Raw genomic sequence first — 14446 nt, 5'->3', positions numbered from 1 at the left:
TAACGGCACCATAAGGATCTCCTCCGGCCGCCGCCAGCAGGTGATTCCGCGGTTTCGCGGGGCTAGTTTCTGATCACCCCACGGGATTCAGTCCACCCCACGGACCGTTCGGAGGAGTTCCGCATGCCCGCTCGCGCCCGCCGCAGGGCCGTCGCCGTACTCGGTGTGACGCCGCTCGCCCTGACCGCGCTCGCCGCCGCCCCCGCGTCCGCGCACGGCTCGATGGGCGACCCCGTCAGCCGGGTCGCGCAGTGTTATGCGGAGGGGCCGGAGAGCCCGGACTCGGCCGCGTGCAGGGCCGCGGTGGCGGCCGGCGGCACGCAGGCGCTGTACGACTGGAACGGCATCCGGATCGGCGACGCGAACGGGCGGCACCGCCAGCTGATCGCGGACGGCAGGCTGTGCAGTGCGGGCAACGAGGAGTTCAAGGGGCTCGACCTGGCGCGCGCCGACTGGCCGGCGACGAGCGTGCGCAAGGGGCCGTACACGTTCAAGTACCGCGTGACCGCCCCGCACAAGGGCACCTTCACCGTCTATCTCACCAAGCCCGGTTACGACCCCGCGAAGACGCTGGCCTGGAGCGAACTGGATCTGGAGCACCCGGTGGCGACGGTCACCGACCCGGCCGCCTCCGGCGGTTTCTACACCTTCTCCGGCACGCTCCCCGAGCGGTCCGGCCGGCAGTTGCTGTACGCGGTCTGGCAGCGCTCGGACAGTCCGGAGGCGTTCTACTCCTGCTCGGACGTGGACTTCGGCGGTGGTACGGACGGGGCGGGAGGCACGGGCGGCACGGCGGGTGGCGGAACCGCCGGGGCCGGCACCGCTCCGGCGCCCCCGGCTCCGGCGACCCCGGCTCCGGCCGCCTCCGCGCCGTCCGACGAGCAGATCGCGGCCGGTGCCGACAAGTCGACGATCGAGCACCACGGTCACGGGGACGACGACGCCAGCACCTCGGCGGAGCCGGCCGCCCGGGACAACCGACCGGTGACGGACGGGAGTTCGCGGAGGCTCGCCGAGACCGGCGCCACGCCCGGCACCCCGTCCCTCGCGATCGGCGGCGCGGCGGCGCTGGCGCTCGGTTCGGCGGCGCTCTTCCTGTCGGTGCGCCGGCGCGCGGCGGGCGGCGGCCGGCGCCGGTGAGGGTTCCGGGACCTGTCCGGCGGCTCAGGCCGGACAGGTCCCGGAGGCGGTCAGTCGAAGACGGACGCGCAGGTGGTGGCGGTGGCGTGGGCCGGGTCGAGCGCGTTGGCCACCTCATGGAAGGCGATCCGGTCGAGCAGGCCGATCGCCACGTGTTCCGAGAGGTCGAGCGGGCACAGGTCCTGCAGCAGGACGTTGCGGACGTCCGGGCCGGTGAGGTACTGGCCGCGCCACGGGGCGACGACCTCGTCGTACTTGGTGGCGAGGACCGTGTAGTGCACTCCGGGGACGGTGTCACCGCCCGCGTTGAGCTTGGTGAGGAACGCGGAGCCGGCGATCTGGTCGGCGAGGCCGGGGGTGGTGGCCTTCAGGAGGTCCTCGGCGCCCGGGAAGTACGGCAGCAGGTTGGTGAGACCGGACAGGTTGGTGCCGTGGTTGCTGGGAGCGATGCCGACCAGCGCGTTCACCTTGCCGGCCCCGCCGAGGAACTTGAGGTAGTAGCGGGGCATCATGCCGCCCTGGGAGTGTCCGACCAGGTCGGCCTTGGCGGCTCCGGTCGCCGCGAGCACCTTGTCGACGAACACCGACAGCTGCTCGGCCGACTTGTCGATGGGCCCGAGGCCGTGGATGAGGGGGACGCCGGACAGCTGGCCGTAGTCGAGGGAGTAGACGCAGTACCCGCGGTGCTCCAGGTAGGGGGCGAGGGCGAGCCAGTTGTCGACCGAGTTCCCCAGGGTTCCGTGGACCAGGACGACGGGGCGGGGGTGGGCGGCGGAGGGCTTGCAGGAGTAGTCGTTCCAGCCGGTGCTCGGGGCGGTCCCGGCGTGGGCGGCGGCGGCCGGTACGACGGCGACGGCGGCGGTCAGGAGCAGTGCGGCGAGGGGTCTGAACACCCGCTTCCAGGGCAGCATCGTGTGATCTCCTTGCGGCTCAAGGGGAGGTGCGACGGCCTTACCCTGTGATCCGGATCACGAGGATGCTGTTCATTCGTCAAGTTACGGGCGGGTAGCGAAAGTGGGAAGTTACGCGCCAGTAAAAACTTTGAGTGGTAACGGGCGCCCATCGGCACCCTGACGGAACGTCACCAGGCGGGCCTGATCGGACCATAGGGGGCGATCCGGCCCAGAGACTCCCGCAGCGCGCGCACTTCACCCTCGCCCAGCAGTTCGGCCCATCGCCCGACCACCTCGGCCGCCGCCTCCTCCGCCGCCCGGGTGCACGCCCACCCGCGCCCGGTCAGCACGATCAGCCGGGCGCGCGCGTCCTCGGGGTGCGGGCGCCGCTCGGCGTACCCCTTGCGCACGATCTCGTCCACCAGCTGGCTCGCGGCCTGCTTGGTCACCCCGAGGTGCGCGGCGAGGTCGGTGGCGGTGGCTCCGTCCGGGGCGAGCCGCGCGAAGGCGAAGCCGTGGGCGGGCCTGATGTCGGTGAAGCCGCGGGCGACCACACCGTCGTTGATGCGGTGCGTGAGATCACCCGCCACCGCGAGCAGGGCGGCGGACAGGGCCATGGCTTCGGAGTTCTGCACACAGGCATTGAAACACCCTTGACGAACTAGTCAAGTAGCTTGACCATATAGTCAAGCTACTTGACCAGTTGAACGGAGATCACCGCCATGCCCGTCGTCCGCTCCTCGGAAGCAGTCACCCATGAGATCCACGGCGCCCGCTTCGTCTCGTACGCCACCCCGCTCACCGGCAGCAGGGAACTGTGCGCCTGGCGCGGCGAGATACCGCCCGGCACCAAGGCACCGGCCCACACCGTCAACCGGGAGGAGATCTTCCACCTGCTCGTCGGCGAGCTGCTGATGACGCTCGACGGTCACACCGAGCGGATCTCGGCGGGCGACACGGTGATCGTCAGCCCCGGCGCCACTCTGGCCGTCGAGAACCCCACCGCTCACACCGCGATCTCCTGGGTCACCACCTCCGTCGGCCTGGAGGCGCGGCTCGCCGACGGCACGCGGATCACGCCGCCGTGGGCCAACTGAGCCCGTCCGCCACCGCCAGCGCCCCCGGCATCACCGCCCTGGGCCCGAACTTCGCCCTCGCGCGGTCCGCGACCTCCTCGATGCGCCGTACCTTCTCGTCCGCGGGGTCGAAGGTGAGCTGGTGGGAGGCCTGGCCGGCGGGGGCCAGGCCCTCGGCGCGCAGGGCGAGCGCGCGGACCCGGGCCCGCTGCAGGCCGAGCGCCTCGTACATGCCGTAGGCCGTGCCGGTCAGGGCCGGCGAGTGCGCGGTGGGCTCCTTCAGGGTGCGGCTGCGGGCGGTCGAGGACCGGTCGGCGTAGCGCACGGTGAGGGTGAGGGTGCGGCAGACCTTCTCCACCGCGCGCAGCCGGGCGCCGATCTCCTCGGCGGCCGACAGCAGCGCGCCGCGGTGCCGGTCGGCGTTCAGCTCGTCGATGCCGAAGGGACGTTCGGCGACCAGGGAGCGCGAGACGGCGTTCGGCACGACCCGGCCCCGGTCCGTGCCGCCCGCCTTCTCGCGCAGTTCGCGGCCCGCCTTCGCGCCGATCAGCCGCTGGAGCGTGGACAGCGGTGCGGCGGCGACCAGGCCCAGCGTGTCCAGGCCGTACTCGCGCAGGGTGCGGGCGGTCGCCGCACCGATTCCGGGCAGTGCGGACACCGGCCGCCCGGCGAGGAACTTTGCGACCGCGTCCGGCTGTCCGGGCACCGCGCAGGTCACCCCGGGCCGGGCGTCGCGCAGCGCGACGCGGGCCAGCATCGGGCCCGGGCCGGCGCCGATCACGCAGTCGACACCGTACCGGGCGAGGGCCCGTACCCGGATCACCGAGGCCAGCTCCACGGCGCTGCGGCCGAAGTACCGTTCGGCGCCCCGGAGATCGGCCAGCGCCCCGTCGGGCGGCAGCGCCTCGACGACCGGCGTGAACTCCTCCAGCAGCCCGAGCAGTCCGGGCAGGGCCGCCTCGTACATCGGCGGCAGCTGGAAACGTACGCAGAGGATGGTCATCCCGCACTCCCCGGACTCCGGTGCCACAACTTCCGTCCCACCGCGGGCCCCTCGCCCGCGGGGCGCAGGTCCGCCCAGGGGTGCATCTCGTACCCCGTGGGCATGCGGATCGTCCGGCCCTCCATCGGGTCCTGGGCCGCCGAGCCGGCCGGCGGGGGCAGCCCGTCGGACCCGGCGAGCCGCGCCCTGGACGGCCCGCCGTCGCCCCGCACCGAGGACCCGTCTCCGGCCGATCCGTTCCCGGCCGATCCATTTCCGGCCGATCCGTCCCCGGCCGTGCCGGACGGTCCGGCCAGCCGGGCCGCCACCCCGTCGAGCCCCTCCGTGAGGCGCGCGTCCACCAGGTCGGCGAGGTCCCAGGCGGCGGAGCCGACCACGCTCAGGCTGCGCGGGCCGCGCCGCTGCACCACTCCGCGCACCAGCAGCAGCCAGGAGTGGAAGACGGTGTGCGCGCAGGCGTCGTGGGAGTCGTCGAAGAAGGCGAGGTCGACCAGGCCCGTGCCGTCGTCCAGCGTGGAGAAGATGACCCGCTTGCCGGAACGGATCGGCGGGGTCTGGGTGGCCGCCTTGGCGCCCGCGACCAGCACGGTCTCACCGTGCCGCGCCTCGCGCAGCCGGCGCGCCGTGACCACGCCCAGCTCGTCGAGGAAGTCCCGGTGGTCGTCCATCAGGTTGCGCGAGGCGTCCATGGACAGCACGCCCAGCTCGGCGCTGAGCCGTTCCGCCGGCGACAGGTCCGGCAGACCGGCCGGCGCGGTCCCGCGCCCGCCCGCCAGCGGGAGCTGGCCGCCGCCCGCTCCCCGGGCGCCCCGGTGCAGCTCCGTCAGGTGCAGCTGCAGGTCGCGCCGGTTGGCACCGAAGGCGTCCAGCGCGCCCACCTGGGCGAGCCGCCGGGCCAGCGGCCGGCTCGGCCGGGCCCGCTCCCAGAAGTCCAGCAGCGAGGAGTACGGCTGCCCGTCCTCGATCCGCCTCGCCTCGGCCTCGCTGATGTCGTGCACGTCGGAGAGGGCCAGCCGGAGCCCCCAGACCCCTGCTTCACGGCCCCCCGACTCCCGAGCCCCTGGCTCCCGGACCCCCGATTCAGACACCAGTTCGATCCTGTGTGCGACCCCCGAGGCGTTCACGTCCAGCGGCAGGATCGGCACCCCGCGCCGCCGCGCGTCCGCCAGCAGCAGCCGCTTCGGGTACATACCGGGGTCGTGCGTGAGCAGCCCGGCGTAGAAGGCGGCGGGATGGTGGGCCTTCAGCCACGCCGACTGGTACGTCGGCACCGCGAAGGCGACCGCGTGCGCCTTGCAGAAGCCGTACGAGCCGAAGGCCTCGACGATCCCCCAGGTCCGCCGGACCGTCTCCAGGTCGTACCCCCGGGCCGCCGCCCGCTGGGCGAACCACACCTTGATCCGCCCCTGCGACTCCGGATCGGACAGCCCGCGCCGGACCCGGTCGGCCTCGCCCCGGCCGCAGCCGGTCATGACGGCGACGATGTCGATGACCTGCTCGTGGAAGACGACGACCCCGTACGTCCCCTTCAGCGGCTCCTCCAGGTCCGGGTGCGGATAGCGCGCCGGTGCCCGCCCGTGCCGCGCCTCGATGAACGGCCGCACCATGTCGGCGGCGACCGGCCCGGGCCGGAAGAGCGAGATGTCGACCACCAGGTCGTGGAACGTGGCCGGCTGCAGCCGGCCCACCAGGTCCCGCTGGCCCGGCGACTCGATCTGGAAGCAGCCCAGGGTCTCGGCGGACCGGATGAGCCGGTACGTCGCCGGGTCGCCCGGCGCCACCGCGTCCAGGTCAACCCGCTCGCCCGTGGCCCGCCGCACCTCGGCGACCGCGTGCGCCATCGCCGACTGCATCCGCACCCCCAGCACGTCCAGCTTGAGCAGTCCGAGGTCCTCCACGTCCTCCTTGTCGAACTGCGCCATCGGCAGGCCCTCGCCGCTGGTCGGCACCACCGGTGTACGGGCGAGCAGGGAGGCGTCGGACAGGAGCACCCCGCACGGGTGCATGGCGATTCCGCGCGGGAGGGCGTCGAGGGCCTCGACCAGCTCCCAGAGCCTGCCGTACTTCTCCTTCTCCCCCGCCAGCCGCTTCAGCTCGGGCAGTTCCTCCAGCGCCGCGCGTGCGTCGCGGGCGCGGATGTGCGGGAAGGACTTCGCGATGCGGTCGATGTCGGCGGGGTCCATGGACAGAGCCGCGCCGACGTCGCGGATGGCGTGCCGGACGCGGTAGGTCTCCGGCATGGAGACGGTCGCGACCCGCTCGGTGCCGAACCGGCCGATGATCGCCCGGTAGACCTCCAGACGGCGCGCGGACTCCACGTCGATGTCGATGTCGGGCAGCACGACCCGCTCCTTGGACAGGAACCGTTCCATCAGCAGCCCGTGCTCGACCGGATCGGCGTGCGCGATACCGAGGAGGTGGTTGACGAGCGACCCGGCGCCGGAGCCGCGCGCGGCCACCCGGATCCCCATCTCCCGGACGTCGTCCACCACCTGGGCGACCGTGAGGAAGTAGGAGGCGAAACCGTGGTGGGCGATGATGTCCAGCTCGTGGTGCATCCGCTCCCAGTACGCGCGCCGGCCGCCGTAGCCCAGCCGCAGCATCCCCGCCGTCGCCCGCGAGGCGAGCGCCCGCTGGGCGGTGCGGCGGCCGGCGCCGACGAGGTGCGGCTCGGGGAAGTGGACGGTGCCGATGCCGAGGTCGCCCTCGGGGTCGACCCGGCACTCGGCGGCCGTGGCCCGGGTCTGCTCCAGCAGCCGGTGGGCGGTGTCGCGCCGGTAGCCCGCCGCCTCCACCACCTGCTCGGCGACCCGCAGCATGAGCGGCGCGTCCTTGAGCCAGGCCTCTCCGGAGTCCAGTTCCCCGCGCGGGTCGACCGGGACCAGGCGGCGCGCGGCGTCCAGCACGTCGGCGACCGCCCCCTGGCCGGGGTCGGCGTACCGGACGGCGTTGCTCAGCACGGGCCGCACCCCCTGTTCGGCGGCGAAGCCGACGGTACGGGCGGCGAGCCGCAGGGAGCCGGTTCCCGTACCGGTACGGCCGTGCCAGACGGCCTCCAGCCGCAGGGCGTCGCCGTAGACCTCGCGCCACGGGGCGAGCAGCGCCGCGGCCCGGTCGAGGCGCCCCGCGGCGAGCGCGCGGCCCACGTCGGAACCGGGTCCGAGCAGCACGGTCAGGCCGTCGCCGTGGTTGTCCGACCAGGGCAGCAGCGGTGTGCCCTCACCCGCGTGCGCCGCCGTGACGGTCCGGCACAGGTCGGCCCAGCCGCGTGCGCCGTCCCGGGCGAGAAAGGTCACCCGGGGGGCCGACTCGTCGACGAAGGCGCCACCCCGCACCGGGGTGCGGCGCCTGCCCCGCTCCCCGTCCCGCCGTCCGGTCCGCGCCGCCTCCACCGCCAGGTCCACTCCGAACAGCGGACGGACGCCCGCCTCGGCGCAGGCCTTGGCGAAGCGGACCGTGCCGGAGAGGGTGTCGCGGTCGGTGAGGGCGAGGGCGTCCATGCCCCGCTCCGCGGCGCGCCCGGCCAGCCGCTCCGGGTGGGAGGCCCCGTACCTCAGGGAGAACCCGGAGACGGTGTGCAGATGCGCGAAACCCGGCACACGCACCTCCCGCAGTCGTGAGCCCCGAACGACTCTCGAACATCAGTTCCCTACTTCCGCACCCCACCATACCCCCATTCCCGAACATGTGTACGACACCCGGTCGAGCGCCCCTCACCTGCGCAAACACCGGTCCGCACCCTCCGGGACAGACGCCTCGGCACCCGCTCGCCGAAGAGCCCCCGCACGCACCGTGGCGTACGGGGGCTCGGTGGAACCGGGCGGGGGTCCGTCAGTAGACGTGCACCCCGTAGGCGCTCAGCGCCTCGGTGACCGGCTGGAAGAACGTCGTACCGCCGGAGCTGCAGTCGCCGCTGCCGCCGGAGGTGAGGCCGTAGGCGGTGGTGCCGCCGTACAGGGGGCCGCCGGAGTCACCGGGCTCGGCGCAGACCGTGGTCTGGATCAGGCCGGAGACGATGTCACCGCCGCCGTAGTTCACCGTCGCGTTGAGCGCGGTGACGCGGCCGCTGTGCGTGCCGGTCGTCGAACCGCGGCGGTAGACGGTCGTGCCCACGGAGGGGGTGGCCGCACGGGTGATGTCCTGGCTGCCCACGGCGCCCGACTTGGTCACCGAGCTGTTGGTGTAGCGCACGATGCCGTAGTCGTTGCCGGGGAAGCTGGAGCCGGCCGTGCTGCCGAGCGTGGTCGAGTGCGAGGAGTTCGACCACCAGGTGCCCGCGCCGTCGGTGCAGTGACCGGCGGTCAGGAAGTAGTAGTTGCCGCTCGAGTCCTGGACGTTGAAGCCCAGGGAGCAGCGCCAGCTGCTCGCGTAGATGGCGTCGCCGCCGGAGATCAGCTTGTTGAACCGGCCCGGCGTGTGCTTGATGACGAGGGCGTCCGCGTTGCCGCCGGCCTGCTCCTTGATCTTGGCGATCTCGGCCTTGGACACCGTGGTGTCGACGGTGACGACGACGCGGTTGGTCTCGCTGTCCACTGCCCAGGCGGTACCGGGGATGTCGGCCTTGAGGACGGAGTCGCTCGCCCTGGTCAGCTGGGTGGCGCTGAACGTCTGGGGGTCGCTGGCGTTCGCGGTGGGGGCGGCGAACGCGGCCGCGGCCAGGAAACCGGCGGCCACGGCGATCAGCCGGGTCCGTCTGGCGGTGCCGGTGCGGGGAGTGGGGCGCTGGTTGCTCACCTTTGGTTCCCTCCAAGGGACGTCGGGGGCCCGCGTGGGGTCGGGGCCCGTGAGGTGCGGCCAGGGGAGTCCGCCCGGGTTCCGGTTTTCATGCCCCTGACAAGCGCTGAACGGGAGTATTCGGCCGAACGGCCGGTCGGCACAAGGTCTCCTTTCGGCCGTTGGATTTTGAACCACCTTTACGCGCTGTGGGTTGTGCGTACCCGGCCGGAGGCGCCGCCGCGGTGAGTGGCACGGTTGTGCACACCATCGGGTGCACGCAGCCGCCGTCTGCCCGTACGCCGCGCGCACCCCGCGCTCCCGCCACGGCCCCTGATGCCGGCTCAGCACGCGCTTCCGGCCGCCACCCGGGCCCCGGGAATGTCCGGAAGTCGCCCCTCCGGATAGCCCTTCACCCGGAATCGGGTGAAGGACCGCGCCCCACCGGGCAGGACACACCCCTCCCGGACCAACTGAGCCGCCTGAAGGTGCTTGTTGGCGCGGCGTGGTTGTGATGCCCGATCAGGAGAGGGGGCCAGGACCCGCCGGAGCTCCGCCGCGTGGGACGTGGCGGAGCTCCGGCGGGTCCGGCTCCGTTCGAGTCCCCTCAACACCCGTCGCAAGGACAGCAGCAGTCGCAGCCGCAGCAGCCGTCGCACCCGTCGCAGCCGCCGCAGCCCCCCGGGCAGGAACAGTCGCACGCCTGGCAGCAGCCGCTGCGCTTCTTCCGCGACCACGGTCCCTCGTACTCCTCGGCGCAGCACATCTTGCAGGTGCAGCACAGGGTCAGGAACACCCCGCACCCCGCCCAGAACCCGCGCCGCCCCTTCGGCGGCACCGGGGCGGGTCCGCTGCCGAAGCCGCCGTGCCCACCGAAGCCACCACCCCCGCCGGCGTACGCACCGCCCCCGCCGGCGTACGGATTGCCGCCGCCCGCGTACGCGTCGCCGGCGCCGTACTGCCCCTGCGGCAGCCCCGGCTGCGGCCCGTACGGTCCCGCACCCGGCCCCGGCTGGTGCGCCGAGCACGCCGGCGCCGTGCCGAACGCCCGGTCCACCGAGCGCCGCAGCTCGTGGACGAGGAGGAGGTGCACCAGCTTCCTGTCGGTGAACTCCGCCTCGCGCAGCGCCAGCCGGATCCCGTGCAGGGCGTCGTCGGCCAGGCGGCGGGCCTCGGCGAGGGGGGTGCCGGTGGCGGTGAGGGGGTTCCAGGCGCCCGACACGGCGTCGGCCCCGCGGTCCTCCACGGCGTCCAGCAGATGCGCGAGCCGGCCGAAGAGCCGCCCGGCCTCCGCCAGGGGCTGCGCGTTGCCCGGCCGTCCGGCCAGCACCGCGGTGTGCGCGAAGGCCGCGGCGGTCGCCGTCTCGGTCGGCTCGGTGACCGCCAGGATCGGGGTGCCGGGCCCGGCCAGGGCCTCGATGCCGAGCTGCCGGTCGACCGCCTCGACGAGGACGCCGGTGTCGAACCCGACCGCCGCGCCACTGTGCGCGCCGGCCCGGCCCCAGCCCGCCGCGACCCGGCGGGCGGCGGCCGCCACGGGCCGGCGGGCCAGGAGCCCGTCCTGGTCGGCGACGTGGTCGCGCACCTTCGCCGAGGCGAGCACCAGCGACACCGCGGCGGCGAGGCGCGCGCCCTCGCCCTGGGCGACGGACGCCGTGCGCATCCCGCGCAGCGCGCACGGGCCCGCGGTGCGCCGCGATCCGTCCACCACTCCTGCCTGAGCCTCCGTCAGGACGGATATGAGCAGGCCGTCATAGTTCGTCACGATGCGCGCGAACTGCCCGTGGTCCCGGCGCAGCGCGAGACACAGGCCGCACAGGTGCGCCATCCACTGGGTCTTGAGATTCTCCCCGAGCCGATGGGAGCAGGGCCTGACGATTCCGAACACAACGGTCCCCCGTGTCGTGATGCGACGTTGAGCTGCGGCATCGTATCTGCCGACAGTCGGCTCGTAGGAGGGATGCCGTTCACCCGTACGCACGGCGCATCACCCGTCTGCAGCTGACAATCATATTTCACTCTCAGTCAGCAGCCGTATGAGTCGCGAGCCTTGGGGCACAAGGACTCTCGACGGATCCGCTGTGCACCAGTACCGTCACAAACCCCCCGCGCGGCGTCTATCCACTTGGCGCGCTGTCCGCATCATGGATGACCATAGGGATGCGGAAAGAAGGAAGAAAGACCGCTGTGAGAGGAGGCGTCCATGGGATCGGTACGCAAGGCGAGTGCGTGGCTCGGCCTCGTCGACGACAACGATGACGAGCGCTACTACGACGACGACTACTCCGAGGGCCCCGAGTCCCAGGACGCCTGGGTCACCGACCCACGGGTGAAGGTGGCCACGGACACGGCCGAGGAGAAGGGCCGCCGGATCGGCACGGTCACCCCGGACAGCTTCCGGGACGCCCGCGCCATCGGCGAGCTGTTCCGGGACGGCGTCCCGGTCATCATGAACCTCACGGCCATGGAGCCCGCCGACGCCAAGCGCGTGGTGGACTTCGCGGCGGGGCTGACCTTCGGTCTGCGCGGCACGATCGAGCGGGTCGCGAACCGCGTCTTCCTGCTGACGCCCTCCAACACGGAGATCGTCAGCGGCGAGCCGGCGTCGCGCCGCGAGGACGGCTTCTTCAACCAGAGCTGAGGCAGGGCCGCTCACCCGGCCCTGCCCCTCGGTGCTCACCGGAAGGCGTCGAGCCCGGTGAGCGCCTTGCCCAGCACGAGCTGGTGCATCTCGACGGTGCCCTCGTAGGTGAGCACCGACTCCAGATTCGTCGCGTGCCGCATCACGGGGTATTCGAGGGAGATCCCGTTGGCACCGAGGATCGTCCGCGCCGTACGGCAGATCTCGATGGCCTCGCGGACGTTGTTGAGCTTGCCGAAGCTGACCTGCTCGGGACGCAGGCGGCCGGCGTCCATCCGCCGCCCGAGATGGTGGGCGAGCAGGATCCCCTTGTGCAGTTCGACCGCCATGTCGGCGAGCTTGGCCTGGGTGAGCTGGAAGCCGCCGATGGGCCGCCCGAACTGCTCCCGGGTCTTCGCGTACTCCACGGCCGTCTCGAAGCTGCTGCGCGCGGCGCCCATCGCGCCCCAGACGATGCCGTAGCGGGCGTGGGAGAGGCAGCTCAGCGGTCCGCGCAGGCCGGTGACCCCGGGGAGGACGGCGGTCGCGGGCAGCCGTACGTCGTCCATGACGAGTTCGCTGGTGACCGAGGCGCGCAGGGACCACTTGTGCCTGATCTCCGGCGCCGAGAAGCCCGCGCTGTCCGTGGGGACGACGAAGCCCCGGATGCCCTCCTCGGTCTGGGCCCAGACGACGGCCACCCCGGCGACCGACCCGTTGGTGATCCACATCTTGCGGCCGTTCAGCACCCAGTCGTCGCCGTCGCGCTTGGCGTGGGTGCGCATGGCGGCGGGGTCGGAGCCGTGGTCGGGCTCGGTCAGGCCGAAGCAGCCGATCACCTCGCCGGCGGCCATCCGCGGCAGCCACTGCAGCTTCTGCTCCTCGCTGCCGAACCGATGGATCGCGTACATGGCGAGGGAGCCCTGCACGGAGACCAGCGACCGGATGCCCGAGTCGGCCGCCTCCAGCTCCAGGCAGGCGAGGCCGTACTGGACGGCCGTCGCGCCCGCGCAGCCGTAACCGGTGAGGGACATGCCGAGCGCGCCGATGCCGCCCAGCTCCCGCGCGAGTTCCCGGATCTGCGGCAGCTCGCCCTTCTCGTACCAGTCGGCGACGTGCGGCAGCACGCGGTCGGCGGCCCAGCCGCGGACGGTGTCCCGGATCGCCAGGTCCTCGGGACCGAGCAGATCGTCGATCCCGAGCGGATCGGCGGCATCGAACGGGGGCAGCTTCGCGGACGCGGACATGGGACACCCTCCGGCACACTGGAAAACTAGCAGCGCTAGTCACGGTTCTCCGGCCGACGTTACGGTGCAGTGTCGCGCACGTCCAGAGCGGATCAGGCGGAGACCCGCGGCTCGGACCGGGCCGCCCGCGCCTCCCGCGGCGCCGGCACGCCCGCTCCGGTCCCGGTCGCGTCCTGCTCCTCACCGCACTGCATGGTCCGCGGCAGCCGCAGTGCCATCGCCGCGCCCAGCAGCAACAGGCCCGCGCTCACCAGCAGCGTCACGTGCAGCCCGTGCACGAAGGAGTCCCGCGCGGCCCGGCGCAGCGCGGTTCCGGCGGTTCCCCCGAGCCGGCCGGCGATCTCGTAGGCCTCGCCCAGCGAGTGGCCCGCCGCTCCCGACGCCCGCGCCGGCACGCCCGGAACCGAGCGGAGCCCGGGGGTGTACGCCGCGTTCATCACGCTGCCGAGCAGCGCGATGCCGATGCCGGCCCCGAGCTGGTACGACGTCTCGCCGATCGCCGCCGCGCCGCCGGCCTGGTCGGCCGGGGCCTCGCTGAGCATGGACTCGTAGGCGCCGAAGAGGGTGGTCTCCAGGCCGAAGCCCAGCAGCACGAAGCCGGCCAGCAGCAGCGTGGGATTGTCGGCGCCGCCCATCGCCGTCAGGGTCAGCACCGCGGCCGCGGTCAGGCAGAAGCCGCAGCCGACCATGCGGCGCGGCCCGAAGCGGCGCAGCATGCGCGCGCCCGCCAGGCCCGCGGCCATCGCCGCGACCGTCAGGGGCAGCAGCCTGAGGCCCGTCTCCAGCGGCGACAGGCCGAGCACCAGCTGCAGGTACTGGGCGGCGATCAGCTCGAGGCCGACCAGCGCCAGCATCGCCAGCACGATGCAGCCCACGGAGGTGCTGAACGCGGGCCGCCGGAACATCCGCAGGTCCACCAGCGGGTACGGCAGCCGGCGCTGGCGCCGCACGAAGAGCAGGAGCAGGACCGCACCGGTCAGCAGCGGCAGCACGGTGAAGGGGCTGGCGACCGCCTCGCCGCCGCCCAGCCGCTTCACGCCGAGGACCGTTGCGAAGAGCCCGGCGGCCGCCATCAGCGCGCCGGTCACGTCCCAGGGGCCCTCGCGGTCGCCCCGGGACTCGGGCAGCAGGATCCGGCCCACCGGCAGGCTGACCAGCATCAGCGGAATGTTCACCAGGAAGACCGAGCCCCACCAGAAGTGCTCCAGCAGGAATCCGCCGAGCAGCGGTCCGACCGCCGCGCCGACGGCGGCGACCGCACTCCAGATGCCGATGGCGAGCGCGCGTTCGCGCCGGTCGGGGAAGACCTGGCGGAGGATGGACAGGGTCGCGGGCATGATCATGGCGCCGCCGACGCCGAGCAGCGCGCGGGCGAGGATCAGCGTCAGGGCACTGGGCGCGAAGGCGGCCACGGCCGAGGCGACGCCGAACAGGGCGTACCCGAGCAGCAGGACGCGTCTGCGGCCGACGCGGTCGCCCAGGGTGCCGAAGAGGATCAGCAGCGAGGCGCAGACCAGGGGGTATACGTCGACGATCCAGAGCAGTTCTATGGCACCGGGCCTGAGGTCCTCGGTGACGGCGGGGACCGCCACGTGCAGCACGGTCGCGTCGAGGGCGACGAGCAGCAGACTCACGCAGAGGACGACGAGGACGACCCAGCGGTTGGCACCGGCCCCGGCCGCCCGACGGCGCGGCCGTGCGGCAGCCGCGGTCGTCCCGGACATGTACGTACCTCCCAGATGATCCCTCGCATG

The 14446-nt window shown here is 73.1% G+C and carries 11 protein-coding genes; 3 read left to right on the top strand and 8 right to left on the bottom strand.

Features of this window, described 5'->3' with window-relative positions:
• Positions 1 to 123 precede the first annotated feature (123 nt).
• Positions 124 to 1140 (top strand): lytic polysaccharide monooxygenase auxiliary activity family 9 protein, encoded by a 1017-nt coding sequence (locus IE177_RS13440; RefSeq protein WP_190015541.1) that lies wholly within the window; start codon positions 124 to 126, stop codon positions 1138 to 1140.
• Positions 1141 to 1190: 50 nt separating this feature from the next.
• Here the strand turns inward: IE177_RS13440 and IE177_RS13435 are convergent, their stop codons facing one another.
• Positions 1191 to 2051: an esterase/lipase family protein gene (locus IE177_RS13435; RefSeq protein WP_190015540.1), complete on the bottom strand. Its 861-nt coding sequence runs from the start codon at positions 2049 to 2051 to the stop codon at positions 1191 to 1193.
• A 170-nt stretch (positions 2052 to 2221) separates the two neighbouring features.
• Entirely contained in the window at positions 2222 to 2668 is a 447-nt protein-coding gene (locus tag IE177_RS13430; RefSeq protein ID WP_190015539.1) for a MarR family winged helix-turn-helix transcriptional regulator, read from the bottom strand.
• Positions 2669 to 2755: 87 nt separating this feature from the next.
• On the opposite strand from IE177_RS13430, the gene IE177_RS13425 reads away from it, so the two are divergent.
• Positions 2756 to 3130, top strand: a complete 375-nt coding sequence (locus IE177_RS13425; protein ID WP_190015538.1) for a cupin domain-containing protein — start codon at positions 2756 to 2758, stop codon at positions 3128 to 3130.
• Here IE177_RS13425 and IE177_RS13420 read toward each other — a convergent pair.
• From IE177_RS13420 to IE177_RS13405, 4 genes are all read right to left on the bottom strand, one after another.
• On the bottom strand, positions 3108 to 4112 hold the full coding sequence (locus IE177_RS13420) for a DNA polymerase Y family protein (protein ID WP_190015537.1): 1005 nt from the start codon (positions 4110 to 4112) through the stop codon (positions 3108 to 3110). The genes IE177_RS13425 and IE177_RS13420 overlap by 23 nt on opposite strands.
• A complete protein-coding gene (locus IE177_RS13415; RefSeq protein ID WP_190015536.1) occupies positions 4109 to 7711 on the bottom strand; it encodes a DNA polymerase III subunit alpha in 3603 nt (1200 codons plus the stop codon). The genes IE177_RS13420 and IE177_RS13415 overlap by 4 nt, the downstream gene beginning before the upstream one ends.
• A gap of 232 nt (positions 7712 to 7943) precedes the next feature.
• Positions 7944 to 8846 carry a S1 family peptidase gene (locus tag IE177_RS13410; protein WP_190015535.1) on the bottom strand — a complete coding sequence of 301 codons (903 nt, stop codon included), beginning with the start codon at positions 8844 to 8846 and terminating at the stop codon, positions 7944 to 7946.
• Positions 8847 to 9432: 586 nt separating this feature from the next.
• Positions 9433 to 10713: a DUF5685 family protein gene (locus tag IE177_RS13405; RefSeq protein ID WP_190015534.1), complete on the bottom strand. Its 1281-nt coding sequence runs from the start codon at positions 10711 to 10713 to the stop codon at positions 9433 to 9435.
• A gap of 315 nt (positions 10714 to 11028) precedes the next feature.
• Here IE177_RS13405 and IE177_RS13400 point away from each other — a divergent pair, with 315 nt between their 5' ends.
• Positions 11029 to 11466 carry a cell division protein SepF gene (locus IE177_RS13400; RefSeq protein WP_190015533.1) on the top strand — a complete coding sequence of 146 codons (438 nt, stop codon included), beginning with the start codon at positions 11029 to 11031 and terminating at the stop codon, positions 11464 to 11466.
• A gap of 35 nt (positions 11467 to 11501) precedes the next feature.
• Here IE177_RS13400 and IE177_RS13395 read toward each other — a convergent pair whose 3' ends face one another.
• Together IE177_RS13395 and IE177_RS13390 are read right to left on the bottom strand one after the other, a co-directional pair.
• A complete protein-coding gene (locus IE177_RS13395) occupies positions 11502 to 12692 on the bottom strand; it encodes an acyl-CoA dehydrogenase family protein (protein WP_190015532.1) in 1191 nt (396 codons plus the stop codon).
• Between the two features lie 92 nt (positions 12693 to 12784).
• Positions 12785 to 14416 (bottom strand): MFS transporter, encoded by a 1632-nt coding sequence (locus IE177_RS13390; protein WP_190015531.1) that lies wholly within the window; start codon positions 14414 to 14416, stop codon positions 12785 to 12787.
• Positions 14417 to 14446 lie beyond the last annotated feature (30 nt).

Source organism: Streptomyces lucensis JCM 4490, from assembly GCF_014650035.1.
Classification (GTDB): Bacteria; Actinomycetota; Actinomycetes; order Streptomycetales; family Streptomycetaceae; genus Streptomyces; species Streptomyces lucensis.
The sequence above is the reverse complement of the archived record's forward strand: the minus strand, read 5'-3'. Positions and strand labels throughout refer to the sequence as shown.

Bases quoted from the DNA above. Each gene is read 5' to 3' on its own strand.
- IE177_RS13425 (WP_190015538.1), top strand. From the start codon at position 2,756: ATGCCCGTCGTCCGCTCCTCGGAAGCAGTCACCCATGAGATCCACGGC.
- IE177_RS13400 (WP_190015533.1), top strand. From the start codon at position 11,029: ATGGGATCGGTACGCAAGGCGAGTGCGTGGCTCGGCCTCGTCGACGAC.
- IE177_RS13390 (WP_190015531.1), bottom strand. From the start codon at position 14,416: ATGTCCGGGACGACCGCGGCTGCCGCACGGCCGCGCCGTCGGGCGGCC.
- IE177_RS13435 (WP_190015540.1), bottom strand. From the start codon at position 2,051: ATGCTGCCCTGGAAGCGGGTGTTCAGACCCCTCGCCGCACTGCTCCTG.
- IE177_RS13440 (WP_190015541.1), top strand. From the start codon at position 124: ATGCCCGCTCGCGCCCGCCGCAGGGCCGTCGCCGTACTCGGTGTGACG.
- IE177_RS13395 (WP_190015532.1), bottom strand. From the start codon at position 12,692: ATGTCCGCGTCCGCGAAGCTGCCCCCGTTCGATGCCGCCGATCCGCTC.
- IE177_RS13420 (WP_190015537.1), bottom strand. From the start codon at position 4,112: ATGACCATCCTCTGCGTACGTTTCCAGCTGCCGCCGATGTACGAGGCG.